The organism is Sphingomonas sp. ATCC 31555 (assembly GCF_000282895.1).
GTDB lineage: Bacteria > Pseudomonadota > Alphaproteobacteria > Sphingomonadales > Sphingomonadaceae > Sphingomonas.
In genome coordinates this window covers 56,682-81,419 of sequence record NZ_ALBQ01000018.1, presented here as the reverse complement: position 1 = coordinate 81,419, position 24,738 = coordinate 56,682, and the positions used below count along the sequence as shown (strand labels likewise).

The window sequence follows — 24,738 nt, the reverse complement described above, 5'->3', positions numbered from 1 at the left end:
GTCAGTCGCACTTGCCGCACTTGCCGCGCACCTCGATCACCGGGCGCACGGGTGAAAATCCGGCATGTTCGGCGGCAGAACGAACATTCTTGGTGATGCTGTCATCGTCGATATGGGTGGTCTGGCCGCAGCTATCGCACACGAGGAAAATACAATCGTGCAGGCATTCCGGATGGGCATTCGCGACATAGGCATTGGCACTTTCCACCCGCCGCGCGAGGTTCGACCCGACGAAGAGGTCGAGGATGCGATACACGCTGTTGGCCGCGACCCGGCGCCCTTCGGCCTTGGAGACCGCTTCGGCGATGTCATAGGCCGAGGCGGGCTTGTCGAAGCCTGCCAGCGCCTCGAACACGCGCTCGCGCATCGCCGTCCACTGTTCGCCAGCCTGTTCCAGACGAGTCTGGGCGGCTTTGGTCAAGGCTGAGCCGTGATGCTCGTGATGATTATGATGATGCGCGGACATGAACTGGATTTAAGGCCTGTGCCTATCTCCGGCAAGCGGCGGGGTTTGCGCGAACAGCGAGGGTTCAGCAGCCCGCACGGCGATTCAGCTCGTGACCCAGCGCTACCAACGACACGCCGACGAGCGTCCAGAAGGTTTCGAACCCGCCATGCGGCAGCGACAGCGCGCCGGCCATGATGCCCAAGCCAAAGGATCCGATGACCGCCGGCGCCATCATGCCATGGTGGAGGATACCGCGGCCCAATCCGAACACGCCCACCGCAATAGCGAGCGCCAGACCAACTTCATGGATATGCGGATCGAGGAGCGCGCCGGCCGAGGAAAGCAGCGTGAGCAGCACCGTCGTCGCGACACAATGGATCACGCACAACCCGCTGATCCCGATCGCAATCCGATCCAGGGTCCCGTCCATTGCGGCGCGATGAGCGATGGGGGGAGTCAGCGACATGGGCGGCATATAGACACCCCTGGGCGAAGGTACAACATATCATCGCGTAATTTGTTTGCGATTGCACGGCCGGCGTTCATCGCCACAGCGCGAGCGTCTTTGCAGACAAAGCTGTGCGCCAATGGATGGGTTTGCGGCACAGAAGGTAGTTGCAAAATATGCAAGCACGGATGCGCGGTGCGTCACATCGCTTCGGCGCAGTATAGTGCAGCGCGAAAGGGTAGGCCGGGTGTCGCTCTAGGGTACGTCACCCGGCCATGCCCATGCACATTACTATAGATTATCTCCTCGAATGTTACCAGCGGGCTTCGAATGATTTCGTCGGATTTTCGGCTTTCAATCGTTGCGGACGGCCAAGATAATGGGCCTGTGCAGCGTCAGTGGCGTGAATCGCCAGCAGAGAGCGGGCCTCTGCGGCGGTTCGGACGCCGCCGGTCCGCTCCGAAGCGACGTCGAGCACGCGATCGAGCAACGCCTGGCCGTCTTCCCACCAGCCGATCCCGCTCGCGGCGTTGAGGTGCCCCTGCGGCCCGGCATCAATGAACAGGCTGCCCCAGCGGCGCGCCAGATCGGCCGCGCGATCGGCCGCGATCCAGGGATCGTCGCTACTGGCCACGACGATCGAGGGAAAGGGCAAAGGCGAAGTAGGCGTCGGGCGGAAAGCGTGCAGTTCCGCAGGGGCGGCATCGCGATCAACATCAGCCGGCGCGACCAGCAATGCGCCGGCAACTGGCGTGCCGAAGGTCTGGCCCGCGAGCGCAGCCCACCAGGCCACCGCCAGACATCCCAGGCTGTGCGCGGCGAGCACTACCGGCGCCTGCGCACCCCGGATTGCCTGGTCGAGCTTGGTCACCCACGCATTGCGATGCGGCGTATCCCACATGCCCAGTTCGACTCGGCGGGTGTCGGGCCGCGATTGCTCCCACAGCGTCTGCCAGTGCGACGGACCGGAGCCGCCGAGGCCGGGTACGGTAAGGATGATCGGCGAGCGATCATCGAGCGGCGAAAAGATCGTCATGTTATCCTCTCCTCGGGAGGGACTGGCCGGACCTCCGACATAATTCCCACTGTTCTGATAGGCAATACAGGTGCGACCAGTGGAGGAGCAGTTGCGCCGGGGCGTGACCCGCGCCTAAAGGATGGCATGGCAAAGCTTCGCGCCGATCAACTGCTCGTCGACCGCGGGCTCGCCGAGAGCCGCACGCGGGCGCAGGCGCTCATCATGGCCGGGCTAGCCTTCACCGGCGAGCGCAAGATCGAGAAGGCGGGCCAGATGCTCGCCGAAGATGCAGGCGTGGAGGTGCGCGGGCGCGATCATCCTTGGGTCTCGCGTGGCGGCATCAAGCTTGCCCATGCGTTCGAGCATTTCGGCTGGGACGTGACCGGCGTGGTGGCAATCGATGTCGGGTCCTCGACCGGCGGGTTCACCGATGTGCTGCTGACGGGCGGCGCTGCGCGTGTCTACGCGGTGGACAGCGGCACCAACCAACTTGCCTGGAAGCTGCGGCAGGACGAGCGGGTGGTAGTCCACGAACAGACCAGTGCGCGCATCCTGACGCCTGCTCACATTCCCGAGCCGATCGACGTAGTAGTGTGCGACGCGAGCTTCATCAGCCTCGCCAAGGTGCTGGACGTACCGCTGGGCTTCACCCGGCCGGGCGCGCGGCTGGCGGCGCTGATCAAGCCGCAGTTCGAGGCGGGGCGCGAGGAAGTCGGCAAGGGCGGGGTGGTCCGCGACTCCGCTGTGCACGAGCGCGTCTGCGCCGAGGTGACGGCGTGGCTGGAAGGCAAAGGCTGGCAGGTGTTGGGCGTGACGCGCAGCCCGATCACCGGGCCGGAGGGCAATGTGGAGTTCCTGATCGGGGCGGTGCGCCTAGAGCCATTGCCATAGCGGGTTCTTCGCATCGGCCAGCAGCTTGATCGTCAGCGCGAACGACATCACTACCAGCAAGGGGCGGACTCCTTTACCGCCGAAGCGGATCGCGCACCAGGCGCCGAGCTGATTGCCGCACACATTCGCGGCGGCCATGCCAAAGCCGAGCAGCCACAAGACCTTCCCCCCGGCGATCATCGCTAGCAGCCCGGCGAGATTGGTGGCGAGGTTTAGAAACTTGGTGTTCGCGATGGCGCGCACTAGGCCTAAGCCGCCCAATGCAACCAGTGCCATCGTCAGGAACGATCCCGTACCGGGCCCGAAAAACCCGTCGTAGAAGCCGATGGCTGCGCATACCGCGGCAATGCCCCAGCGGTCCAATCGGGCGTGGCGATCGGCCTCGCTCATCTTCGGCGCGAGCAGGAAATAGCAGCCCATGGCGAGAAGAAGGATGGGCACGAACCCGGCCAGGAAGCCAGGATCGATCCGCTGTACCATCGTCGCCCCCAGCGCGGATCCCATAAAGGCGCCTAATGCGGGAATGGCGAAGCCGCGAACATCGACGCGACCGGCCCGCAGGAAGGCCAGCACCGCCGATCCGGTGCCGATCATGCTCTGCAGCTTGTTGGTCGCGAGCGCTGCCACCGGCGGCACTCCCGCGGTGAGCAGTGCCGGTATCGTCAGCAAGCCGCCACCCCCAGCCATCGCGTCGATGCAACCGGCAAGAAAGGCGACGAAGAGCAGAAAGGCGAGCATTTCGGCAGTGAGGTGCATGGCTCCGGCTAGACGAAGGGGATACGCGCTGACAATCGGGCAGATCGGGGGTTGGGAAAAGCTTGGAGCAGCCCGAGCGACTCCTCCGCTTTCCATTGCCTGCGCCGGCACCTTCTCATTCGCGCGCCGATCGCCTAGGTCGCAGCCATTGACGGGCGCCTACGCCCAGCAAATGGGGAGATTGCGTGAACGCACTGGCATCGAAGGCGCAACTGCGCCGTGGCTTCTGGCTCCGCGCGCTGGTGACGGTGCCGTTGGTGGTGCTGCTCGGTTTCGGATCGGCGATGGTGGCGCCGGGTGGGGATGAGAACCCTTGGTTCCAGACCCTCGTCAAGCCCGCGATCCAGCCGCCGAACATCGCCTTCCCGATCGTCTGGACGATCCTCTACGCGCTGATGGGCCTGGCGCTTGCGCTAGTGCTGAGCGCGCGGGGCGCGCGGGGGCGAGGCGCGGCGATCCTGCTGTTCGTGGTCCAGCTCGCGGTGAACCTCGCCTGGTCGCCGATCTTCTTCCGTTTCCATATGATCGATCTGGCACTGATCGTAATCATCGCGCTGGCCGTTCTGGTGGCGGTGACGATGGTCGCGTTCTGGCGCGTGCGGCGCCTCGCGGGGCTGATGCTGTTGCCCTACCTCGCCTGGGTATGTTTCGCCAGCGTGCTGTTTTCGCAGGTCCGCGATCTCAATCCGGATGCAGAAAACATTGCATCTGGCGCCGCGGGTGCCCAAATCAGCAGCGATACGCTTTGAGTGGGACATATTTGACATGCAGACCGACAATCGCCTGTTCGACGATCTAGTGAAGATGGTGAATGGCGCCGCGGGTACCTTTGCCGGCGTCGCGCGTGAGGCCGAGGCCGGCGCGCGCGAACGCGCTCGCGAGTGGATCGGCGGCCTCGATTTCGTGGCCCGCGATGAATTTGAGGCGGTGAAGGCGATGGCTGCCGCCGCGCGTGACGAGGCCGATGCGCTGAAGGCGCGCCTCGATGCGCTGGAAGCCAAACTCGGTGCTGCCGGTCCGATGGAAACGCCGCAAGGGAATGCGTGACGTCGGCTGATCTTTCCTTGTCCACAGCTTTTGGCGGCGGGGCGCAGGCGCAAGCTTGTGCCCCGTCCGCGTGCTTGGCACTAGCGGACATGGCTACACGATCGGGAACGGAATGGGCATGCTAGACGAGGCGGAATTCGACCGCGACGCGGCTGCGCCCATCGACATGCTCGAAACCTATTTCGCCGCCCATGGCTGGACGCATGAGCGCGAAGAAGATGAAGTTGTAGCCAAGGTAAAGGGCAGCTGGACCCAATATGAACTCCGCGCGATCTGGCGCGAAGACGATGGCGTACTGCAGTTCATGGCCTTCCCGGACGTGCGCGTGCCCGAGGAGCGGCGCGGACTTGTCTATGAAACGATAGGATTGGTCAACGAACAGCTGTGGATCGGCCATTTCGAACTCTGGTCGTCCACCGGCATCCTGCTGTTCCGCCACGCCGCACTGATCGACGGCGAGGAGGGCGCGGCGCTCACGCTCGCCCAGGCCGAACTGCTGGTGGAAAGCGCAGTCGACGAGTGCGAGCGCTTCTATCCCGTATTCCAGTTTGTATTGTGGGGCGGAAAGACGCCGAGCGAGGCGATCGCCGCCGCGCTGATCGAGACGCAAGGCGAGGCCTGAGGCAGGCAATGACCACATTGTTGGATCGGATCTGGTTGGTTGGCGCCGGCAATATGGGCGGCGCGATGCTTCGACGCTGGGCCGGAGCAGGGATCGATCCGGCCGCGATCACCGTGATCGATTCGGGCAACCCGGTGCTTCCCGAAGGCGTGCGGCACGTACCCAAACCGCCCGAGGGCGAACGGCCCACGACGGTTGTGCTCGCGGTAAAGCCGCAGCAGCTGCACATCGTGGCGCCGCTGCTCGCACCTAGCGTATCGGGCGTGCCGCTGCTCGTGTCGATTCTCGCGGGCGTGGAAGTTGCCACCCTTGCAGAGGCGCTGGGCGCGCAGACCGTGGTGCGCGCGATGCCCAACCTGCCCGTTGCGATCGGAAAGGGCGTTGTCGGCCTCACTACGCAGAGCGACGATGCCGAGGCGCGCGACGCCGCCGAGACGCTGATGCAGCCGCTTGGCCTGGTCGAATGGGTGCCGAGCGAGACCATGCTCGATGCGCTGACCGCACTCGCCGGCTGCGGCCCCGGCTTCGTCTTCCGCTTCGTCGACGCGCTAGCCGAAGCGGGTGCAGCACTGGGCCTGCCCGCGGATCAGGCGCAGCGACTTGCGCTGGCCACGGTCGAAGGCTCGGGTCTAATGGCGGCGGCCGCCGATGAAAGCCCGGCGGTGTTGGCGGATCGAGTCGCCAGCCCCGGCGGATCGACGCGCGAGGGGCTTAACGTTCTGGATCGTGGCGAGGCGTTGCGGGCACTGCTGCGCGAGACGCTTGCCGCATCGGCGCGGCGTAACGCCGAAATGGCGGCCGAAGCGCGCAAATAGCGCCACCGCCTACGGAACGCCTGCAATTCCCAGCGGTTAAGCCTTCCGATTCACGTATCGACGGAGGCTGACATGGCTACGACGACCGAAGGCGAAACCAAGCGCAATACCAAGACTAGCGGCAAGGACACCGCAAAGGCGAGCAGCGGCGCCAGCGTAGGCGTGATTGCCGGCGCGGTAGCAGGTGGTGCGGCCCTGGGGCTGCTCGCGATGCTTGGCCGCAAGGCGGCGGTGCAGGCGCCGAGCGCGCTCGCCGGCAATTGGGATGATGCACTGAAGGCCGAGCACAAGGCAGTGCTCAAGGCGTTCGACGCGCTGGAAGCGACCGACGAAAAGGCGACCATTCGCCGCAACATGCTGCTCGCGCATATCAAGCACGCGCTGGTGAAGCATGCTATCGAGGAAGAGAACGTCATCTACCCGGCGCTCCGCGAAGCCGGGAAGACGGAAGCGGCCGACGAACTGAACGCCGAGCATGGTTATGTGAAGCAGTTTCTCTACGAACTGGAGAACATGCCCAGTACCTCGCCCAAGTGGCTGGAGAAGGTAAAGGAATTCCGCGCGGCGCTGGAAAAGCACATGCGCGAGGAGGAGGATCAGCTGTTCCCCGAACTCCGCGCCCAGCTGAGCGAAGAAAAGAACAAGACGCTCACGCTCGCAATGAACAAGGAAGGCTTCAAGGTAGCCTGAACACCGGCGGCGCTGTGGGCTTCAGCGCCCCAGCGTCGCGGCCCGGCCGCGCTCCTCCTCGGGCATCAGCCCCTCGAGAACGGCCCAGAACCCCCCAACGGCTCCCTGGCCGGCGCTGGAATAGGCGCCGGCCATTTTTTCGCGCAACGCCTCGAACAGGTCTGATTCGAGCCTGGTGCCCGCCTCAGTAAGCCGCAACAGCCGCTGGCGCCGATCGCGCGTGCCCGCTCGCGTTTCGACGAGCCCGCGCTCCGCCAACTCACCCAGCACCCGACCCAGCGACTGTTTGGTGATCGCCAGCAACGACAGCAGCTCGCTCACCGTCAGATCGGGCTTGCGGGCGATGAAATAGAGTGCGCGGTGATGCGCGCGGCCCAGCCCCTGGCGCGCCAGCCCGTCGTCGATCGAGCGGGTAAGATGCGAATAGCCGAAATACAGCAGCTCGATCCCGCGCCGGATTTCGGGTTCGCGCAGAAAGAGGGGAGACGCAGGAATTGGGGCAGCCATGTTGACCGTTTCTGCCACCGCGCCTAGTCCTGCGCAACCCGAGGCTCTGGGGACGAGAAAGACCGAGTGATGGAAGACGCGACGATCCTGGATTTCGAATTCGAGGCCCATGCCAGCCCGCGCACCTGCGATGAGCGTGGGGCGATTCTCGCCAATCCCGGCTTCGGCAAGACCTTCACCGATCATATGGCAGTAATCCGCTACTCCGCGGACAAGGGGTGGCACGGCGCGCGCATCCAGCCTTATGCGCCGCTTCAGATCGACCCGGCCTGCGCGGTGCTTCATTATGCGCAGGAGATTTTCGAGGGCCTCAAGGCCTATCGTCTGCCGAATGGCGGCGCCGCGCTGTTCCGCCCGGGTGAGAATGCCCGCCGCTTCCGCGAATCGGCCGAGCGCATGGCGATGGCACCACTGCCGGAGGAACTGTTCCTCGCCTCGATCCGCGAACTGGTGAAGGCGGATCGCGACTGGATTCCGGAAGGCGAGGGGGCTTCCCTGTACCTCCGCCCCTTCATGTTCGCGAGCGAGACCTTTCTGGGGGTGAAGCCTGCCAGCGAGTATCTCTACCTCGTCATCGCCTCGCCGGCGGGCGCTTATTTCAAGGGCGGCGCGCCGTCGGTGACGCTCTGGGTGTCCGATCATTATACCCGCGCGGCGCCGGGCGGCACGGGCGCGGCCAAATGTGGCGGCAACTATGCCGGTAGCCTGGTCGCCCAGGCCGAAGCGATCCGCCAGGGCTGCGACCAGGTGGTGTTCCTCGACGCGGTCGAGAATCGCTATGTCGAGGAACTCGGCGGCATGAACGTGTTCTTCGTGTTCGACGACGGCTCGATCTCCACGCCCCCGCTGTCGGGCACGATCCTGCCCGGCATAACCCGCGAATCGCTGCTCACTCTGGCTCGCGACGCCGGCGTGACGGTTCGCGAGGAGCGCTATGCAATCGAGCAGTGGCGCGACGATGCCAAGAGCGGCCGTCTGCGCGAAGCCTTTGCCTGCGGCACCGCCGCGGTGGTGACGCCGATCGGGGCGGTGCGCGGCAGCGGCCTTGAATTCCAAATCGGCAATGGCGGACCCGGCCTGCTCACAGAACGGCTGCGCGAGCAGCTGGTTGGAATTCAGCGCGGGGTTGCGCCGGATCCGCACGGATGGCTTGAACGTCTGTTCTGAGGCTCTATAAGCCCGCTTCCCGTTGGGGCGTCGCCAAGTGGTAAGGCAACGGTTTTTGGTACCGTCATTCGGAGGTTCGAATCCTCCCGCCCCAGCCAGAAACCAAAAATCGAGTTTTCTCAAGTCGTTAGCGCCTAAAATTGGCCTCGTGTGGGGCAGGTTTGTGGGGCAGGTTTGTGGGGGCGGGCATGACTTCGCGCGCCTCAACCTTCGCCGATTCGCGGGACGAGGTACAACCTCCCGTCGGCAATCGAATCATGGTTGTGGAGCGGGCCATGTTTGACCTTCCTGATCCCGTTGAGGCTTTGCCCTCTGACCCGGTTGAGCGGGTGTTGGCGCTCCGGCTCGGCTTGGTGTCGCAGGCGACGGGCGGAACTATCGATCACAACGTGTACCGCGTTCTCCGCGCGGAACTGATGCAAAACCCGTCCTTGAGCGACTTGCTGCCAAGATTCGTGAGAACATGTCAGTCCCCAGACGATTTCTGGCAGTTCATCAAAGCGGAGTACTCCTCCTACGCAGAGCGTCGGACGTTCTTACGCGAGCAGTTTGCCCCGCTGTTGGAGCGGCTGGAGATGCGAGGGAGTCCGACGGCGGACCTCATCTCAGACAGGCTCAACAGTCACGACGCAGCCGAGGTTGGCAGGGTGTGGGAGAAGGCGCTCTCTAGGTGTGCGGGCGATGCGGAGGGAGCGGTTACATCTGCGCGGACGCTGCTTGAAAGCGTGTGCATGCATATTCTGGACGAGTTCACGGATGACGATCCCCTTTACCGAGCAGGGGACGATCTGCCGAAACTCTATCGCCTCACGGCCGAAAAGCTGAACCTTGCCCCGTCCCAGCACACCGAACAGGTCTTCAAACAGCTGCTTGGCGGTTGCGTCACGGTTGTTGAAGGCATCGGTGCAATCCGAAATCGGCTTGGCGACGCGCACGGCAAAGGGAAGCGGCCCGTTAGGATCGCAGAGCGGCACGCACACTTGGTCGTGAACCTTGCGGGTTCCATGGCGCTCTATCTGGTTGAGACGGCAGCGCACCGCCTCGACAGCGGGGGATAGTCGAACGCTACCCCCGCCCGATGTGTTTGGGAGGGGGGCTAAGAATTTCATAGGGGTGCTGTATCATGCCGCTCCGAAAAAAGCAGGGCAAAGCGGAAGCAAGTCATCCCGCCGCGCAGTACCGCTTTACCGTCGCAGCCGAGAGACCGAAATGCTGGGCCGTCGCGGCGATGCTGGCGCTTTGCGCCTTCCGCCATTCTCGCACCGCAGCTGCGTCAGCCGCATAGGGACGCCCAAGGCTCTCCTTGCCCCGGTGCGTCCTGCCGGTCTCCGCAAGTGCCTTCCGGGCGGCTATACGGCCCGCTTCGGTGCGCTCGGCGATCCTGCGGCGCTCCATGGCGGCCATCTGGGCCAGGACGGCGATGATGATCTCGCCCACGCCTTCACCGATGGGGCCGATGCCGTGAACGTGCAGGGTCACACCCTTGGCCAGAAGGTCACGGACGGTGGTCTGCACGTCGATGGCATCGCGCCCGAGGCGGTCGACCGCGTAGACGTGGAGCGTGTCGCCCTTGCGGAGCGCTGCCAGCATCGCAGCGAAGCCGGGGCGGTCGGTGGCCAGCACCCCGCCGCTAACGCCCTCGTCCGAGAACTCCTGATCGAACGGGCCACCCATGGCGGCTCGCTGGGCTTCGATGGACTGGTCGGTGGTCGAGACGCGGTAGTAGGCGATGCGGTGCGACATGGGTGGCTCGGAAGTTAGGGGTGGCTGTTGGCTAGCTCATATCCATAGCTCACTTTGGTCGTCAAGATATCTTCTGCGCCTAGCGCGCAGGTTACACCTTCTGAGCCATGCAGGCGGCGGCTGATCCCGCCGGGGCGTCGCGAAGGGTGCACGAGCCAGGCTACCGCAGAGCTAGGGCCACCGTGCGTAGAAGGCGGCTGCTATGGATGTGGCCCCCCGACGGGGGGAAGCGACAATCGTCAGGAGCGATATGGCGCTTCGGATTTCTGCGCCAAAACTGGGCAGTAGACCTACGATTGCCGAATGACCGCAATCGCCCCAAGCGCCGACATTCACGTGCAATCGACGGCGCCGAATACCGGACGTTTGGCGCTATACGGCCTTGCACCGCATAGAGGTCACGCTGTGACCCGCATGACGCGGAGGTGTATGCACCACAGACCAGCCTTCGCCGTCAGCGAAGAAAGAGGCGGAGCAAGCCAGGTCGGCGGCGGCAGATTCGCCCAACACCGTTTTAGGGCCCCCGTCGCGATGCAGGTTGAACGAGCAACGCTGCTGTGAGCCTTCCTTGGTGCAGGTCAAATCCTGAATGTGCAGGTCGGGAGCGGTGTCGCTCCCTGCCTGATACCAGAGCGAGGCAGGCCAATTGCCGTTGCCAATCATCGCGTTCAGCTGAAGGTCCGCCCAGATCGCAGAATGAAGCTGCTCTTTTGACGGTTCCTGTGATGATGAGGCGATGGCGGATGCAGCGAGGAGGAGAACGGGGAGCATGACCCGACGTAACATGCAGACTGTCTGCTATCCACTTTGTGCTGACCTAAAGCGGAACGGCAGCTAACCACCCATTCTCAGACATTCGCGCATCCCCGACAGCGGGCGTTTGCTATTTCGCGCGCGCCCTCCCTCTCAATGTGCCCTTGCGGCTCGGGCGCGTAGGGCCTCGGTCGCTTCGTCATAGCCCTGCTGGTGTGCGATGGCGGACGCGCGCCGCGCCAAGTCGTGCCTGCGGGGATCCGTTGGCGCACTCAACGCCGCGACGGTGGCGGCAAGCGGGAAGCGGGCGGTGGCGTGAATGTCGTCGAACAGGGCAGAGGCCATGTGGATGCTCCAGATGTGGTGGGGTCAGGCGGCGAGCGCCGGTGAGGCGGTGGTGAAGGGACGGCCTTGGGTGCGGACGCGGTGTCGGCGGGCGAGTTCGCCCAACGTGATCCACGTCCCGTCCAGCATCCGCAGCTTGCGGCGGGACTGAAGGGGGCCGATGAGCGGACCGAAGGTGCGGCGGTGGTTCTCTTCTTCGGCATACGCTGCGCACGGGCGGCACATGCCGGGGCGACCGTTGCCGGGCATCGGGGGCAGCATCTCGGTGGGAGCGACCCGCCGATGACAGGTGACGCACTCGCGGTCCCCCGACACGTACCAGAGGCGGTCCACCTCGGCATACGCCGCGTTCCAGGACTGCTCGGTTGCAATCTGTTCGGTCGGGTGGCGGTCGGACAGAAGCAGGAGGAGGTAATCAACCCGGTCGCGGTTCGCCGTCATTTCCTCCGGGGAGACCGGCTGGACTGCCTTGCGGCGGTTGCCCTTGAGCTTGGCCCCGGTCTTGACGCGAGAGGCGGCGCGGATCTCGGCGCGTGCCTTCGCTTCGGCTCGGGCGGCTTCGCGAGCGATCCGGCGGGCTAACTCGCGGGCCTCCCGTTCCCGTCGCACCCTTTCGGCATGCTGCTGGCGAGCGCGGATGACTTCCGGGTCAGCATTGCGGGCGGCGGTCTGTGCGCGCTCCCGCGCCGAGTTGGACGCCGAAACGCATTTCTTGCACCGGCTGGAGAGCTTACCACTCTTCCGCGCATAAAAGGCGGATGCGGGGAGGGTCTGTCCGCACCCCGAACAATACTTCTCGTCAGGCATGTGGCCCTGCTGTTGAGGTGGGGCACCCCCGCTGTACACTGGTGATCAGGCGGGGGTGTCGATTGTGTGGGGCTATCGGGCCTGAGCCAGCCGCGATCTGCTGAATCACCAGCGGCGGCTGGTGATTGGCGCTCGTTTCAGGCCGCTTGCGGCGACGTCCGGCGGATGCCCGCAAGCTTGGCCCGCACGTGCGCTGCGGCGTCCTCGCGGGACAGGCGGCGGCCGTGCAGGCGGACGTCGGGAACCGGGCGGAAGGCGTAAAGCGGACAGGCGGTCACCGTGCAGGCGGCGCACTGTTCGCGCCACGTGCCGGGCTCAAGGTCGTCGTAAATGCATTCGCGGCACATAGCCGCAATGGCATCGTCGCGGGTGGCGGGGGAGGCGTGGGCCTCGGATGGGCGTGGTGTGGCGGTCATGCTCTCGTGGTGCCTCAAGTTGATGGGCGACCCTCCCCGGAGGCAGAGCGGGGAGGATCAATGGTTGATGGTGTCGAGGATCAGTCCCGACCGAGGCCGGGCTTCCACTCACGGGGGTCCTGCGTCGACTTGCTGCAATCAGACGGAGGCGTTGCGGCCTCTGCGGAGGAGGGCTCCGGCGTTGCCTTCGCGGCTCCGAGGGAGCCCTTCACAAGCACCGGCTGGGGTTCGCAGGGCAAGCGACGGACGGGGTTGCCGAACTCGACCACAAGCATGCCATTCGGCAGTTGCGTGTGCCATTCGCGGTCGTCCGGCTCGGTAACCGGCTGGTGCAGCGGCGTGAACCGGCGACCGTACCAGCGGCGTTCGCGGGAGGAGTAGCGGGCCATCAGAGGCAGGCCATCGCAAGCCAAAGCGCCGACCAGACGAACGCATTGCGCATGGCGTTAGCCAAGGCTGGAGCGGTTGTGTTTGGCGTACATCTCGGCTTTGGCCTTGATCCGGGCTTCCCGGTTCATCTGCTCGGCCATGGCCCTCGCCTCCGCGTCCTCGGCCAGCTGGTCGCGCTGGGCCTTCAGGAACTCTGCGGTTTCCTTCTTGGCCTTGGCGAGACGGCGGCGGCCCTCTTCACCGTCCTTGAGGCTGATCTCATAGGTGATCTGGGCCAGCCGCTGTTCCAGGGCCCGGCGACGCTGGCCATCGACGGCATAGACCGGGCGGGGCGACGCTGCGCCGGTCACCGGGTCCGTGTCGGTCTCGTAGCGGTCGACCTCCGCCAGCTGGGCGCTGATGGTGTCGAACTCGCGTTCGAGGTCGTAGATGGCCCGCGAGATGTCCAGAAGCTCTCGCGCGTACGGCGTGGCACCGGGGCCCGCGCCCTGCTTGACCCGAAGCTCCAGCGCGTTCTTGCGCATGGCGACAAGGATTGCGCCGCGCTCCGCTTCGGCGAGGCGCTCTTGCGGGATGCCGACCAGCTGTTGCCGGACGTATTCCTGCAGGGCAGGCGGCAACGCGGTGACAGGCGGAACGATGGCGAACCGGGAGGTGTCGCCGGTGGCGACGACGGGCGAGGGGATGGAGTCGATGGGGTCGAGGTCTTCGATCCCGGCGACCAACGCCTCCTCGTCGGGCGTCAGCGTGTAATCGGCAGTCGTGGCGGTGAACGTCGACTCCGTGCCGTCGACGGCGAAGGAACCGTTGGTGGTCGTATCGGACATGGCGGTAGGTCTCTTTGGGTTGAACGGGCTGCTTGCGCAGCGGTGGCAGGGGCGACGCTGGGCAGCATCGCCGGTCCGGCTTGCGAGCCGGAATCGGGAAAGGGGATGGGCGAGGCGGTGAGAAGGGCATGCGGGTCCGGCCCCCGCCACAGATGACCGGACCCGCGCAGCGACCGTCGATCACCTGCGGGGCAGGCGAGAGGTCGGCCGATGGAAACTGGAGGGGGCGGAGGGTGGACGGTGGGTCTGCCGATCCATCGTCCTCCCCGAACGGACCAACCGAGGGTCTTACGGTGAGATTCTAGGTGGGATTAGTAAGGAGGATGGACCTTCAGGAACCTGCAGTTCCACTGACAGTGAACACTTACGGTTTCCCTTCTCCAAGAGTGAGGGTTAATCGGCATGGGCCCGACACCCGGCCACAGCGGTGGGCATGGAGGAGGTCTGGACTGACAGGCGCACTCGCGGGGAACCTGCGGAGCAGCTGGAGGATACCTTCGGGAATCTTGAAGGTCATTCCTATACCTAGTTACCACACCCTCCAAGAGTGAGGGATAATCGGCATGGTCGCCCGCTGGCTCTGGCAGAGCCGATGATAGGCGGCCCGCTCCTAAGCAGCGCCCCTGTATCGTAGACAGGGTGACCCTCAAAAGTTTTCAGGGGGCCGCTTCACTTCTCGCTTCAACCTTAATCCGATTAAGGTTGAGCCGTGCTGCAAAGCGGGAAGAAAAGTTCCTCAGAGAGCCGCACGACGCTACGTTCGTCTGTGTCGGTCCGATCTACACAGAGGCGGCTGGTGCATCCCGAGCGCGCTCCTGGCCTTCGGCTTGTTGCGCCGCTGGATCAGCTTGAACGGGCCGGGGCGGGAGATCAGGACCATGGAGGAGGCGAAGCTCCCTTCAAACAATCTAGGGAGATCGGCGCGCTTCACCAGACGCCGATCACTTGCGGATAGGCGAGCTTCGCGACGATTTCATACCGCCGTTGCAGCGATACGCCACCGCCATAGACGCCGAACGTGATGCCCCTTTTCTCGTGGCCGACAATCTGGGCAACTTCGGTCTCCGGTATGCTCGCGGCTTCCCACTGCGCAACCGCGTTCTTCCGGAAGGAGTGGAAGGCGGCACAGCGTTCGGTGAAGCCGAGCGACTGCTTAAACCGGGTGAACTCGCGCCCGGCATCGGCTCCGGCCTTCTTGCCGGGCCCCTCTGGGTTGAACGTTGACCAGATACGTGCGTCGGCGGCCCCGCGATCCCGATCAAGCAACCACTTCAGCTGCGGATGCACCGGCACTAGGCGGTTGCCCGCTGGTGTCTTCGCGTCGCGGATGTCGAACACGGGGATGCCCTCGACCTCCTTCAGCCGCCCCCACGTCAACCCTGCGATCTCGTCCAGGCGCATGCCGCTGAACAGCGCGACCATCATCACTTCCCGCAGGTCCGAGCGCTTGGGACCGGGATGAAACAAGCGGGCCAGCTCCTCCGGCTCCCATGGCCGATAGCCCTTCACGTTCACCCCGTTGCGGAGCCGGGCGCGATGACCGCTGAATGGGTTGCGGCCCTCGGCATACCCGCGCTCACTCGCCCATTCCCATAGCGCCCCAAGCGTTGCCGCATGGCGGTTCCGAGTGGCGTCCGACAGTCCCTTAGGGCGGTCGCCGAAGGTGCGCAGGAGGTCGTCCCACGACAGCTTCCGGGCCGCCGCCGACCGCGCCCATGCTGGGTCCAGATGGCGCAGCGCATCCATGAACCGGGCCGCATCGGGCCTGCCGATCTGCCGGATAGGACGATCCTTCCAATACCCCGCAAACAGCTGGAACGTGGCGTTCTTCTGCTGCTCGGTGTTGGTCTCCTTGAGGCCGGTTTGGGTCTTCCAGAGCTTCATGTAATCCGACGCCAGCTGCGAGAACGACGGCTCGAACTCCCGGCGGACCGGAGGCTTTCGCCCGGCCAGCACCGTCCTTGCGTCATTCAGCGCCGCCAGCTTCGCCGCGTTGACCGGGGCAGGGTCGTCGTCCTCGGGAATAGCGTCCGCGATGCGTTCAATCTCGTGATCAATGCCGGTCTGGACCGGGTCCACGCCATCTGCAAGCACCGCGAACTTGCCGCCAGTGGCTTCGGCCAAGGTCTGCTCGTAGACCCGGCGGAGGTTCACAAGGGCATCCTGCGTCAAGCCGTCGCGTTCTGCCCATTGCACCCGCAGGCTCGCTTCCCATGCGTCGGCTTCGACCTGCGCGACCTTCCGGCTGGTGGCGGTCAGGGTGCGGTAGAGGAACTCCCGGCCATCGTGGGCCTCCCGGTGGGCTAGGGGCACCCGCACCTTCGCTTCAAAGCGATTGTGGCGGGCGCGGATCGAGGCCATTTACGGGGCTCCTGAAGGTCGTGTGGGGCAGGTTTGTGGGGCAGGTTTGTGGGGCGTAACCCACGAAATTGCAAGCAAATCCTTCCACCTCAATGCCTTGATTGGCCCTCCGCTCCGTCTCCTCCCGCCCCAGCCAGTTTCTGTCGCTATCGCGCTCTTCACTACGGCATCGCGCGTTCGTCGTCGTGCGCGACGGGTAAGGCGCCGCTCCTTGCTGCCGGCGCATAGCGCGTAGCGGCGGCCGTACGTTCACCAACTGCAGCATCGCACCATGGACCCCTCCCGCCGGCGGGTCGTTGCAGCTGGATGATCCGCTTTGTCCGTATCGCCGCAATCGCATCGTCCGCGCTGTGGAGCACGCTTTGCACGGCACAGACCGCGCCTCTCGGCGCCAATCTTGAGCGGTTCGAGTATCCGGCGCCAGTTCGATGGTTTGAAGCTTCGTCGCAGGGCCGGCCCATCCGCATGGCCTATCTGGATTTGCCCGCCAAAGGCACTGCGAAGGACGCGACGATTGTCCTGCTGCACGGCAAGAATTTCTGCGCGGCGACATGGCATGAAACCGCGCTGGGGCTGACGGAGGCGGGCTTCCGGGTGATCGCACCCGATCAAATCGGTTTCTGCAAATCTTCCAAACCGGAAGGCTATCAGTACAGCTTCCACGCCATGGCCGAACTGACCAAGAGGCTGTTGGAGCGAGCCGGAACGGGCAAGGTGATCCTTGTCGGGCACTCTACCGGCGGAATCCTAGCGACAAGGTTTGCGCTGTCGCATCCGGGGCAGGTCGCCAAGCTCGTGCTGGTTAACCCGCTCGGTCTCAACGACACGCTGGCGGAAGGGGTGCCCTATGCCGACATCGGCACGTTGCGGGCTGAGGAAGCCAGAACCGATGCGACCTCGATCAAAGCCTATCAGCGACGCAATTATTACCATGGCGACTGGCGTCCCGCCTATGACCGTTGGGTGGCGATGCTGGCGGGCCAATATGCGAGTTCCGACGGGGATATCGTCCGCGATGCGCAGGCGCGGCTCTCCGACATGATCCAGACTCAGCCGGTCGCGGCCGAACTGCCGCGTTTGGCGATGCCTGTTACGCTTATCATCGGCGGGCAGGATCAAACGGCCTTCCGGGCGAGCAGCGCCCCCCCCGATCTGCGCAGTCGGGTACGCACCGTGCCGCAGGCTGCCGAGGATGCAGTAAGTCGCATCCCGGGGGCACGGCTGATCCGCCTTGAGGATCTTGGCCACGCGCCGCAGGTAGAGGCGCCCTCGCGCTTCCTGCAGACGTTGGAAGCGGCAATCGCTGCGTGAGGTGGTCGCCTCTCCTGCTCCCGCCACTGTTGGCTTGCGGCTGCAATGCAGCACCGGTCGATCCGATACCGGCCGAGCAAACCGCATCCGATCCGCGCTTGGCAGTGCCGACGCAGGGCCTGGATGCGGAGACCATGACGGGGACCGTGTCGGCTGCCCAGCGGCTGCCGCGTCTCCGAGCGCTCCTGGTACTCCGCGACGGGCAGCCGCTCGCCGAACACCGCTTCAACGGCGGTCCGCCGCTCGATCAGCCGGTCAACATCAAGTCGGCGTCGAAATCCGTGCTGTCCGCGCTGGTCGGCATCGCCATCGATCGCGGTGTGCTCACGGGGGTGGAGCAACCGGTCCTCTCGGTATTGCGCAGCGAGGCTCCAGCCAATCCAGATCCGCGGCTCGCGCATCTTACCGTGGGCAATCTGTTGTCGATGCAGGCCGGGCTCGAGCGCACATCGGGCGAATTCTACGGCAGGTGGGTGTCGAGCTCGAACTGGGTCAGGTCGGCGCTGTCGCGGCCGTTCGTCGATGAGCCAGGGGGCCGTATGCTGTATTCCACCGGCAACACGCACCTGCTCTCGGCGATGCTCACCCGAGCCTCGGGAAGGAGTACACTGCAATTGGCCAGAGCGTGGTTGGGGGAGCCACTCGGTATCTCGATACCCGCCTGGCCCGCCGATCCGCAGGGCATCTACTTCGGCGGCAACGAGATGCGCCTGTCGCCGCGGGCACTGGCCCGTATTGGCGAACTTTACCGGCTTGGCGGCGTCTCGAACGGCAGGAGGATCCTGTCTGCGTCTTGGATAGAGCGGAGCTGGACGCCGCGCACCATCTCTCCATGGAGCGGTGGCCAATATGGCTATGGCTGGTTCATCGGAGAGGCGGCTGGGCATCCGGTGCGCTTCGCCTGGGGCTATGGCGGGCAGATGCTGTATGTGGTGCCCGATCTGCGGCTTACCGTCGTGATGATCTCCGATCCGAACGGCGCGCGAGACGGCGACCATATCGCGGCGCTGCATCGTCTCCTGGCCGAGGACATCGTGCCTGCAGCGCAGAAGGGGGGCTAGCGGACGTTTCCGTGCCCTCCGCCGCAGAAAAAGGATCGGGTGGGCATCGTGGGTGCCGGCGATGAGGGTGGTCCGTCGACACCTGCTCGCTTCGTCCATCCATCCTCGCTATGGAGACGCCAGGAGATTGCATGATGCGTAAGATGCTGGTGTTGGCGGCGTTTCTAACAATGGCACAGGCGGCGCCGGATCTGCACCAGCCCGCGCCCACCTACGATGCCGTAGCGCCTGTGCTTCCTGCGGGATTGCAGCGTGGGGTGTTGATCGTTTCGAAGACCAATGGTTGGCGACATATCGAGCATATACCGCACTCGAACATGGTGCTCACGGATATCGCACGCGACCTGGGCCGCGCGAGCTTCGTCACGGAAAACGCCGCGGTCTTCAACGACGAACAATTGCATCACTTCTCCGTGGTCGTTCTCAACAGCGCCAGCGGGGACTTCCTCACCGCAGACCAGCGCGCCGCACTAGCCCGCTTCGTCGCGCGTGGTGGCGGCGTGGTGGCGTTGCATGCGGCTGGCGATAACAGCCATACCGATGCCTGGTACAAGAAGATGGTGATTGGCACGACGTTTACCGGGCATCCGGGAGGCGCCGACCATCTACAGCCGGCGTGGATCGTCGTCGATCGGCCAGGCCATCCGATCATGGCGGGCGTGAAGCTGCCTTGGACGCCGGTCGATGAATGGTATTCCTTTGATGCGAATCCCGCCGCGCGTGGCATGACCGTGCTCGCGCGGGTCGATGAAGCGAGTTACCGTCCCGGCGCGAAGCTGATGATGGGCGTACACCCGGTGATCTGGATCAATCCGTCGTCCAAAGGTCGCATCTTCTATTCCGCGTTGGGCCACACGCCCGAAGCGTATAACGATCCGACATATCGGCGCATTCTCGCCAATGCGATCCGCTGGGCGGCCCGCTAGGTTCCGTCGGATCGGCCCGCCCGGCAATTTTGGCAGGCGTGCCGCCCACCCGTATACGCTTAGTCCACGGCCATCGTCGGATGGCCGACATAAGCCCTCCGCGCCGCCGCGGCGTAGAACGGCGCCCGCTGCACGTCGTTCGGCGCTGCGTTCGCCTTCAGCGGCTTGAAGCGCGCTTCCCGACGGTACGCCCGGGGAACGCGCCGCCTTTCTGGAAGGCTGAGCCGCCAACCGGAGTCAGAACCAGCAGCGACACCCCTTGTCGCGGCAAGCGGAAGCTGAGCGTGGCGCCGGTCTCGCCGACGGGCAAGTGCTCGGGCACGGCCTCCATCGTCGTCAGTTGCGCCGCCTTCAGCAACGCGGCACGCTGTGCGTCGGTCGGCGCGATAGGGGATCCCATCGCGCGCCAGGCGGCGAAGCTGTTCGAGTGGGCGGCGTCGATGCGATAGTGCGTCAGCATCGCCCCTTGGGCGAGTGCACGCGGCAGGCCCCGCAGCCGAAGCGCCACGGCGGCATCGGGGCCGGGCACATCGTCGTCATGATAGTGCCAGACAAAGATCGAAAGGCTGTTGCCCTCCCGGCTGGCGACGCTGCCGATATCGGGATCGCCGCGCACGCCGTCCCGGAGCACGGCATCGAGTGCGGCCTCGCGGTCGGACGTCGCGCGAACATAGTGGCCGCGCATCTTGGCGAACAGCTTGAACATGTTCATCACCGGCAAGTCGATGCCCGCCGAGGTGAGTTGGCGGAAACCGGCAAAGGGCGGCTGATCCTCGAATTCGAACGCCCAGGAAAGGATGCCCTCCAGCGTCAGTCCACGTCGGGCCGCCAGTGCACGGAGGCGCGGGAACGACGCGGCGGTGTAGCTCGAATACATGGTCCCGTTGCGATAGGCATTGGCCGCCCCCTGGCAGGCTGCGCACCCTTCAGGATCGGACTCGCCGATGATAATGGGCTTCGTCCTTGCCGCCGGATCGGCGGCTATCACGGCGAATTCATGGTCGGCCGCCCGCAAGTGTGTGTTCAGTCCCATGCGCACATGGGTGCCGCCCGCATCCTCAACCACCACCGGCTGGCCCTTGGCGTGGAAGGACAGGAAGTCGGTGGGCGTTCCCGCCGACTTCACATGGTCAAGAAACGCCGCGAGGAAATCGTCGCCGGCACCCGCATTGTCCGGCCCGCCGACCCGCGCCTCGGGCAGCGCCCGACGCACGCCACGCACGGCGGCGTCGTGCAGGCGGAAAAACTCCTCGCGCGTGCCGCCCCAATAGTAACGGGGCAGATTGGCTTCGTTCCACGTCTGGAAATACCAGCTCGCCACCTCCCCACGACCATAGCGGGCGACGCAATGGCGCACCCATTGATGAACCAGCTCCTCCCATTTGGCATAATCGCGCGGAGGATAGGCCCAGCCGGTGCGCAGCGTGCCGCTGCCGGGCCGCCAGTCATGCTGATAGGGCTGGGGCTGAGTCGACATCGCCTCCGGCATGAAGCCGAGCTCGACATAGGGTTTCACGCCGCGGGCACGATAGGTGTCGAAGATGCGATCCACGATCGTCCAGTCGTAGATCGGCTTGCCCTGCGCATCCTCACGGTAGATCCCGGTCGATCCCCATTTGAGCGCGGGTGTGCCGTCGCCCGAGGTGAACAAATTATGGGTGCGGAAATACACCCGATCCGGCGCCAGCGCCCCAAGGGTGGCGAGCGTGGTACGACCGTCTTTCATGGTGGCGTAGTTGGGCTCATCCGCGCCGAAGAAGCGCCAGAGCGGCTCGACCGGGCCTTCGTCGTGGGCGGCATCGACGTCGATGGTGACGGCGATTGGCTCCGGGTCGGCTGCGGCCAGGCCGGGAAGCGTCAGCGCAGCCGCGACGAGCGCGAGGCGCAACGCCCTCACTTGGCCTGCTCCAGCGGCACGATCTTGCCTCCCTTCGTCACGAATCGCACGGCTCGCACGGCCTGAATGTCGCGGGTGGGATCGCCGGCAACGGCGACGAGATCGGCCAGCATGCCGGGCCTCACCGCTCCGAGCCGCCCCGCCTCGCCGAACCAGCGGGCGTTGCCGGAGGTCGCTGCAAGTAGCACCTCGGCGGGACGCATGCCGGCAGCCGCGAGCAGTACCATTTCGCGAGCATTGTCGCCATGCGCATAGACGCCGACGTCGCCGCCCATGCAGATCGGAACCCCGGCGCGCAGGGCCAGGCGCAGGCTTTCCTGATTGAGGCGAACCGTGGCGGGAGCAGGATCTTCGCCGTTCCAGCCGCGATAGCGTGATGTCGCGTCCGACGCGGCTAGTGTGGGGCAGAGCGCGATCTTCTTGGCGGCCATCACGGCAAAGATCGCGGGCGTGCCGCCATAGCCATGTTCGATCGTGTCCACCCCGGCGTCGATCGCGCGGCGCATGCCCTCCGGTGTGGAGGCATGCACCGCCACTGGCCTCCCCGCGTCGTGCGCCGCGGCTACGGCGGCCTTGATCTCCTCAAGGTTCAGCGTGGGACGGCTCTCGTCACCGGGGCGCCAGCGATAATCTGCGTACAGCTTGATCCAGTCCGCACCGGCAGCGATCTGCCGGCGCACCGCAGCGACCATCTGCTCGGCCCCGGAGACTTCCTCGGCGCCTTGCGGCACCTCGACGCCGGGTTCAAAGCCTTTGGGGCCATAAGCGCCGAGCGCAACGATGGCGCGGGTCGCCACCTGTAGGCGCGGCCCCTCCACGATGCCCTGATCGATCGCCGCCTTCAGGCCTACATCGGCATAGCCCGCGCCCTCGGTGCCCAGGTCACGCAGGCTGGTGAAGCCGGCGTGCAGCGTCGCGCGGGCCTGCGCCACCGCACGCGCGGTGCGCAGCGCCAGCGGCTCGTGCAGCACCTGATCGTCCCAGCTCGTCTCATTGTACGGATGGAGAAAGAGGTGGCCGTGTCCTTCGATCAAGCCGGGCATCAGCGTATCGCCGTCCAGCGCGATCACCACCGCGCCGGCGGGGGAGGGAAGGGCGGGGCCGACCGCGAGGATCCGCTCGCCGCGTACCAGCACCTGCCATCCGGCATGCACCTGCCCGTCGATGCCGTCGAACACTGCCGCCGGCTTGAGGAGAATGGCGGGCGCGTCTGTCGTCTGTGCCGCTGCCGCGCTTCCCAGCGCCAGCGCCGCCAAGATCGCCAACCAGTGCTTGGCCATATGCTCTCCCCGTTCTAGTCTCGGGCAATGGATACGCTCATCCGGCGCGCGCGCAATCCGTTGCTTCTCTTGGCTTTGCTGAGCACGACCGCCGCGGCGCCGGACCCCGAACGCGCGCGTTGGGAGATGCAGGCAGCCCGGGTGACGATTATTCGCGATGACTGGGGCATTCCCCACATCCGCGGCAAGAGCGATGCTGATGCGGTGTTCGGAATGATCTATGCTCAGGCCGAGGACGATTTCGGCCGGATCGAGGCAAATTATCTGACTGCGCTCGGCCGGACCGCCGAGGTGCAGGGCGAAGGGGCGCTTTGGGCGGATCTGCGCCAGCGGCTGTTCGTCGATCCGGAGCAGTTGAAGCGGGACTATGCCCGCAGCCCCGCGTGGTTGCGCGCGCTGATGGATGCATGGGCCGACGGCCTGAACTACTATATGGCGACGCATGCTCAGGTGAAACCGAAGGTGCTCACCCGATTTGAGCCCTGGATGGCCCTTAGCTTTACTGAAGGCAGCATCGGCGGCGACATCGAGCGGATCTCGCTCAGCGACCTCAAGACCTTCTATGGCAATCCCACGCCGCCCACGCCCGAGGAGCAGGGCAGCGTGCCGCGCGAGCCTTCAGGCTCCAACGGCATCGCGATCGCGCCCCGGCTGACCGCCGATGGCCGCGCGCTGCTGCTGATCAACCCGCACACCAGCTTCTACTTCCGCTCCGAGGCGCAGGTGACGAGCGAACAGGGGTTGGATGTGTATGGGGCGAGCACATGGGGTCAGTTTTTCGTCTACCAGGGATTCAACGCGCACACCGGGTGGATGCACACGTCGTCCACGGTTGACAATGTCGATGCCTTTGCCGAGCGGATCGTGCGCGCAGGCCAGGGCTGGGCCTATCGGTACGGCAGCGAGACGCGGCCGGTGCAGGCGCGCGTCGTCACGCTGCGCTTCCGCAAGCCGGATGGATCGCTGGCCGAGCGGCGCTTCGCCACCTGGCGGACGCACCACGGGCCGATCGTCGCTGCCAAGGATGGCCGCTGGATCGCCGCGGCGCTGATGTGGCGACCAGTACCGGCGCTGGAGCAGAGCTTCCTACGCACCAAGACGACCGATCTTGCCGGCTACCTGAAGGTCGCCGAGCGCAAGGCCAACTCCTCCAACGACACGCTGTTCGCCGACGCGAAAGGCGAGATCGCGTTCCTGATGCCGCAGTTCATGCCGTGCGCGACGACCGGTTCGATTACACCCGGCCGGTCGACGGCAGCGATCCCGCCACCGATTGGAAGGGGCTGCACACACTCCCCAGCCTGCCGAGCGTGCTGAACCCGAAGGTCGGCTGGGCGCACAACACCAATGACTGGCCGTGGCAGGTGGCGGGGCCGGACAGTCCCAGCGCCAAGGACTATCCGCGCTACATGGACCAGGTGGGCGGCAACGCCCGAGGCGTGCATGCAGACCTGCTGCTGATGGGAAAACGCGGCTGGACCGCCGAGCGGTTGCGCGCCGCCGCGTTCGATCCGTATCTGCCGGCCTTTGCGAAGCTGGTGCCGGAGCTGGTCGCGGCATGGCGGGCGCTGCCGGAAAGCGACCCCCGGCGGGCGGCGCTGGCCGATCCGGTCGCCACGCTGGCACGATGGGACCATTGCTGGAGCGCGGACTCGGTGGCGACCAGTCTTGCCGTGTTCTGGGGCGATCAGCTGTGGCGCGAGGTCGGCAGCTTCGCCCAGGCCGAGCGGATGAACGTACCGGACTATATCGCGGCCAAGGTCAATGCGCGGACGCGGCTGGCGGCGCTATCGGCGGCTATCGATCGGCTGACGCGCGACTTCGGCACCTGGCAGACGCGCTGGGGCGAGATCAACCGCTTCCAGCGCCTGGACAACGCGCTGCAGCCGCATTTCGATGATGCCGCGCCGTCGACGGCGGTGCCGTTCCCCTCGGCCCAATGGGGCAGCCTCGCCTCGTTCGGCGCCAAGGGCTGGCCGGGTACGAAGCGATATTATGGCACCAGCGGCAACAGCTTCGTCGCGGTGGTCTCCTTCGGCCCGCGAGTTGCAGCGGCAGCGGTGATGGCAGGCGGCCAGAGCGGCGATCCTGCCTCGCCGCACTTCGCGGACCAGATCGATCGCTACGCCGCGGGCGAACTGCGCCCGGTCTATTTCTACCCCGACCAACTGGCAGGGCACATCGAGCGCCGCTACCGCCCCGGCCGCTGATC

Annotated in this window: 25 protein-coding genes, 1 tRNA gene and 1 pseudogene; 13 read left to right on the top strand and 14 right to left on the bottom strand. The window is 65.4% G+C overall.

Annotated elements, in window-relative coordinates:
* Nucleotide 1: 1 nt before the first annotated feature.
* The 3 genes from B215_RS0109660 to B215_RS0109650 all read right to left on the bottom strand — a co-directional run bounded on the left by B215_RS0109660 (nucleotide 2) and on the right by B215_RS0109650 (nucleotide 1,932).
* On the bottom strand, nucleotides 2–466 hold the full coding sequence (locus B215_RS0109660) for a Fur family transcriptional regulator (RefSeq protein ID WP_019369446.1): 465 nt from the start codon (nucleotides 464–466) through the stop codon (nucleotides 2–4).
* Nucleotides 467–530: 64 nt separating this feature from the next.
* Nucleotides 531–878, bottom strand: coding sequence for a MerC domain-containing protein (locus B215_RS0109655; RefSeq protein ID WP_019369445.1), 348 nt, complete (start codon nucleotides 876–878; stop codon nucleotides 531–533).
* Between the two features lie 331 nt (nucleotides 879–1,209).
* Nucleotides 1,210–1,932: an RBBP9/YdeN family alpha/beta hydrolase gene (locus tag B215_RS0109650; RefSeq protein ID WP_019369444.1), complete on the bottom strand. Its 723-nt coding sequence runs from the start codon at nucleotides 1,930–1,932 to the stop codon at nucleotides 1,210–1,212.
* Nucleotides 1,933–2,058: 126 nt separating this feature from the next.
* On the opposite strand from B215_RS0109650, the gene B215_RS0109645 reads away from it, so the two are divergent.
* Nucleotides 2,059–2,805, top strand: coding sequence for a TlyA family RNA methyltransferase (locus B215_RS0109645; protein ID WP_019369443.1), 747 nt, complete (start codon nucleotides 2,059–2,061; stop codon nucleotides 2,803–2,805).
* Here B215_RS0109645 and B215_RS0109640 read toward each other — a convergent pair.
* A complete protein-coding gene (locus B215_RS0109640; RefSeq protein WP_019369442.1) occupies nucleotides 2,788–3,561 on the bottom strand; it encodes a TSUP family transporter in 774 nt (257 codons plus the stop codon). The two genes, B215_RS0109645 and B215_RS0109640, sit on opposite strands and share 18 nt — an antisense overlap.
* A gap of 185 nt (nucleotides 3,562–3,746) precedes the next feature.
* Here B215_RS0109640 and B215_RS0109635 point away from each other — a divergent pair, with 185 nt between their 5' ends.
* The 5 genes from B215_RS0109635 to B215_RS0109615 all read left to right on the top strand — a co-directional run bounded on the left by B215_RS0109635 (nucleotide 3,747) and on the right by B215_RS0109615 (nucleotide 6,735).
* Nucleotides 3,747–4,310 (top strand): TspO/MBR family protein, encoded by a 564-nt coding sequence (locus tag B215_RS0109635; RefSeq protein ID WP_019369441.1) that lies wholly within the window; start codon nucleotides 3,747–3,749, stop codon nucleotides 4,308–4,310.
* A gap of 16 nt (nucleotides 4,311–4,326) precedes the next feature.
* Entirely contained in the window at nucleotides 4,327–4,608 is a 282-nt protein-coding gene (locus B215_RS0109630; RefSeq protein WP_019369440.1) for an accessory factor UbiK family protein, read from the top strand.
* Nucleotides 4,609–4,726: 118 nt separating this feature from the next.
* On the top strand, nucleotides 4,727–5,230 hold the full coding sequence (locus B215_RS0109625; RefSeq protein WP_026009131.1) for a YbjN domain-containing protein: 504 nt from the start codon (nucleotides 4,727–4,729) through the stop codon (nucleotides 5,228–5,230).
* Between the two features lie 8 nt (nucleotides 5,231–5,238).
* Nucleotides 5,239–6,045, top strand: coding sequence for a pyrroline-5-carboxylate reductase (gene proC / locus B215_RS0109620; RefSeq protein ID WP_026009130.1), 807 nt, complete (start codon nucleotides 5,239–5,241; stop codon nucleotides 6,043–6,045).
* Between the two features lie 72 nt (nucleotides 6,046–6,117).
* Nucleotides 6,118–6,735: a hemerythrin domain-containing protein gene (locus tag B215_RS0109615; RefSeq protein ID WP_019369437.1), complete on the top strand. Its 618-nt coding sequence runs from the start codon at nucleotides 6,118–6,120 to the stop codon at nucleotides 6,733–6,735.
* A 21-nt stretch (nucleotides 6,736–6,756) separates the two neighbouring features.
* Here B215_RS0109615 and B215_RS0109610 read toward each other — a convergent pair whose 3' ends face one another.
* On the bottom strand, nucleotides 6,757–7,242 hold the full coding sequence (locus B215_RS0109610) for a MarR family transcriptional regulator (protein ID WP_019369436.1): 486 nt from the start codon (nucleotides 7,240–7,242) through the stop codon (nucleotides 6,757–6,759).
* Between the two features lie 69 nt (nucleotides 7,243–7,311).
* Here B215_RS0109610 and B215_RS0109605 point away from each other — a divergent pair, with 69 nt between their 5' ends.
* The 3 genes from B215_RS0109605 (at nucleotide 7,312) to B215_RS0109595 (ending at nucleotide 9,467) form a co-directional block, all read left to right on the top strand.
* A complete protein-coding gene (locus B215_RS0109605) occupies nucleotides 7,312–8,409 on the top strand; it encodes a branched-chain amino acid aminotransferase (RefSeq protein WP_019369435.1) in 1,098 nt (365 codons plus the stop codon).
* 23 nt (nucleotides 8,410–8,432) lie between these two features.
* Nucleotides 8,433–8,507: transfer RNA gene (locus B215_RS0109600), tRNA-Gln, on the top strand.
* Nucleotides 8,508–8,597: 90 nt separating this feature from the next.
* Nucleotides 8,598–9,467 carry an abortive infection family protein gene (locus B215_RS0109595; RefSeq protein WP_019369434.1) on the top strand — a complete coding sequence of 290 codons (870 nt, stop codon included), beginning with the start codon at nucleotides 8,598–8,600 and terminating at the stop codon, nucleotides 9,465–9,467.
* Between the two features lie 103 nt (nucleotides 9,468–9,570).
* Here the strand turns inward: B215_RS0109595 and B215_RS0109590 are convergent, their stop codons facing one another.
* The 7 genes from B215_RS0109590 to B215_RS0109555 all read right to left on the bottom strand — a co-directional run bounded on the left by B215_RS0109590 (nucleotide 9,571) and on the right by B215_RS0109555 (nucleotide 16,051).
* A complete protein-coding gene (locus B215_RS0109590; protein ID WP_019369433.1) occupies nucleotides 9,571–10,152 on the bottom strand; it encodes a recombinase family protein in 582 nt (193 codons plus the stop codon).
* Nucleotides 10,153–10,524: 372 nt separating this feature from the next.
* The gene (locus B215_RS0109585) at nucleotides 10,525–10,938 is read right to left on the bottom strand and encodes a hypothetical protein (protein ID WP_019369432.1); all 414 of its coding nucleotides are present in this window, start codon (nucleotides 10,936–10,938) and stop codon (nucleotides 10,525–10,527) included.
* A gap of 120 nt (nucleotides 10,939–11,058) precedes the next feature.
* Entirely contained in the window at nucleotides 11,059–11,250 is a 192-nt protein-coding gene (locus B215_RS0109580) for a hypothetical protein (protein WP_019369431.1), read from the bottom strand.
* 24 nt (nucleotides 11,251–11,274) lie between these two features.
* A complete protein-coding gene (locus tag B215_RS0109575) occupies nucleotides 11,275–12,057 on the bottom strand; it encodes a hypothetical protein (protein WP_152997791.1) in 783 nt (260 codons plus the stop codon).
* A 137-nt stretch (nucleotides 12,058–12,194) separates the two neighbouring features.
* Nucleotides 12,195–12,473, bottom strand: coding sequence for a hypothetical protein (locus B215_RS20630; protein ID WP_152997792.1), 279 nt, complete (start codon nucleotides 12,471–12,473; stop codon nucleotides 12,195–12,197).
* 446 nt (nucleotides 12,474–12,919) lie between these two features.
* Nucleotides 12,920–13,690: a hypothetical protein gene (locus B215_RS0109560; protein ID WP_019369427.1), complete on the bottom strand. Its 771-nt coding sequence runs from the start codon at nucleotides 13,688–13,690 to the stop codon at nucleotides 12,920–12,922.
* Between the two features lie 927 nt (nucleotides 13,691–14,617).
* Nucleotides 14,618–16,051 (bottom strand): tyrosine-type recombinase/integrase, encoded by a 1,434-nt coding sequence (locus B215_RS0109555; RefSeq protein ID WP_019369426.1) that lies wholly within the window; start codon nucleotides 16,049–16,051, stop codon nucleotides 14,618–14,620.
* 306 nt (nucleotides 16,052–16,357) lie between these two features.
* Here B215_RS0109555 and B215_RS0109550 point away from each other — a divergent pair, with 306 nt between their 5' ends.
* The 3 genes from B215_RS0109550 to B215_RS0109540 all read left to right on the top strand — a co-directional run bounded on the left by B215_RS0109550 (nucleotide 16,358) and on the right by B215_RS0109540 (nucleotide 19,349).
* Complete coding sequence (locus tag B215_RS0109550; protein ID WP_019369425.1) at nucleotides 16,358–17,362, top strand: alpha/beta fold hydrolase; 1,005 nt, start codon at nucleotides 16,358–16,360, stop codon at nucleotides 17,360–17,362.
* 134 nt (nucleotides 17,363–17,496) lie between these two features.
* Nucleotides 17,497–18,423, top strand: a complete 927-nt coding sequence (locus B215_RS0109545) for a serine hydrolase domain-containing protein (RefSeq protein ID WP_082664440.1) — start codon at nucleotides 17,497–17,499, stop codon at nucleotides 18,421–18,423.
* Nucleotides 18,424–18,554: 131 nt separating this feature from the next.
* Nucleotides 18,555–19,349: a ThuA domain-containing protein gene (locus tag B215_RS0109540; RefSeq protein WP_019369423.1), complete on the top strand. Its 795-nt coding sequence runs from the start codon at nucleotides 18,555–18,557 to the stop codon at nucleotides 19,347–19,349.
* Nucleotides 19,350–19,506: 157 nt separating this feature from the next.
* Here the strand turns inward: B215_RS0109540 and B215_RS0109535 are convergent, their stop codons facing one another.
* Both B215_RS0109535 and B215_RS0109530 read right to left on the bottom strand, forming a co-directional pair.
* Nucleotides 19,507–21,237 (bottom strand): GH39 family glycosyl hydrolase, encoded by a 1,731-nt coding sequence (locus B215_RS0109535; RefSeq protein WP_019369422.1) that lies wholly within the window; start codon nucleotides 21,235–21,237, stop codon nucleotides 19,507–19,509.
* A gap of 5 nt (nucleotides 21,238–21,242) precedes the next feature.
* On the bottom strand, nucleotides 21,243–22,526 hold the full coding sequence (locus tag B215_RS0109530) for a metal-dependent hydrolase family protein (protein ID WP_019369421.1): 1,284 nt from the start codon (nucleotides 22,524–22,526) through the stop codon (nucleotides 21,243–21,245).
* 27 nt (nucleotides 22,527–22,553) lie between these two features.
* Here B215_RS0109530 and B215_RS19935 point away from each other — a divergent pair.
* Nucleotides 22,554–24,736: pseudogene (locus tag B215_RS19935) on the top strand (penicillin acylase family protein).
* Nucleotides 24,737–24,738: the final 2 nt, after the last annotated feature.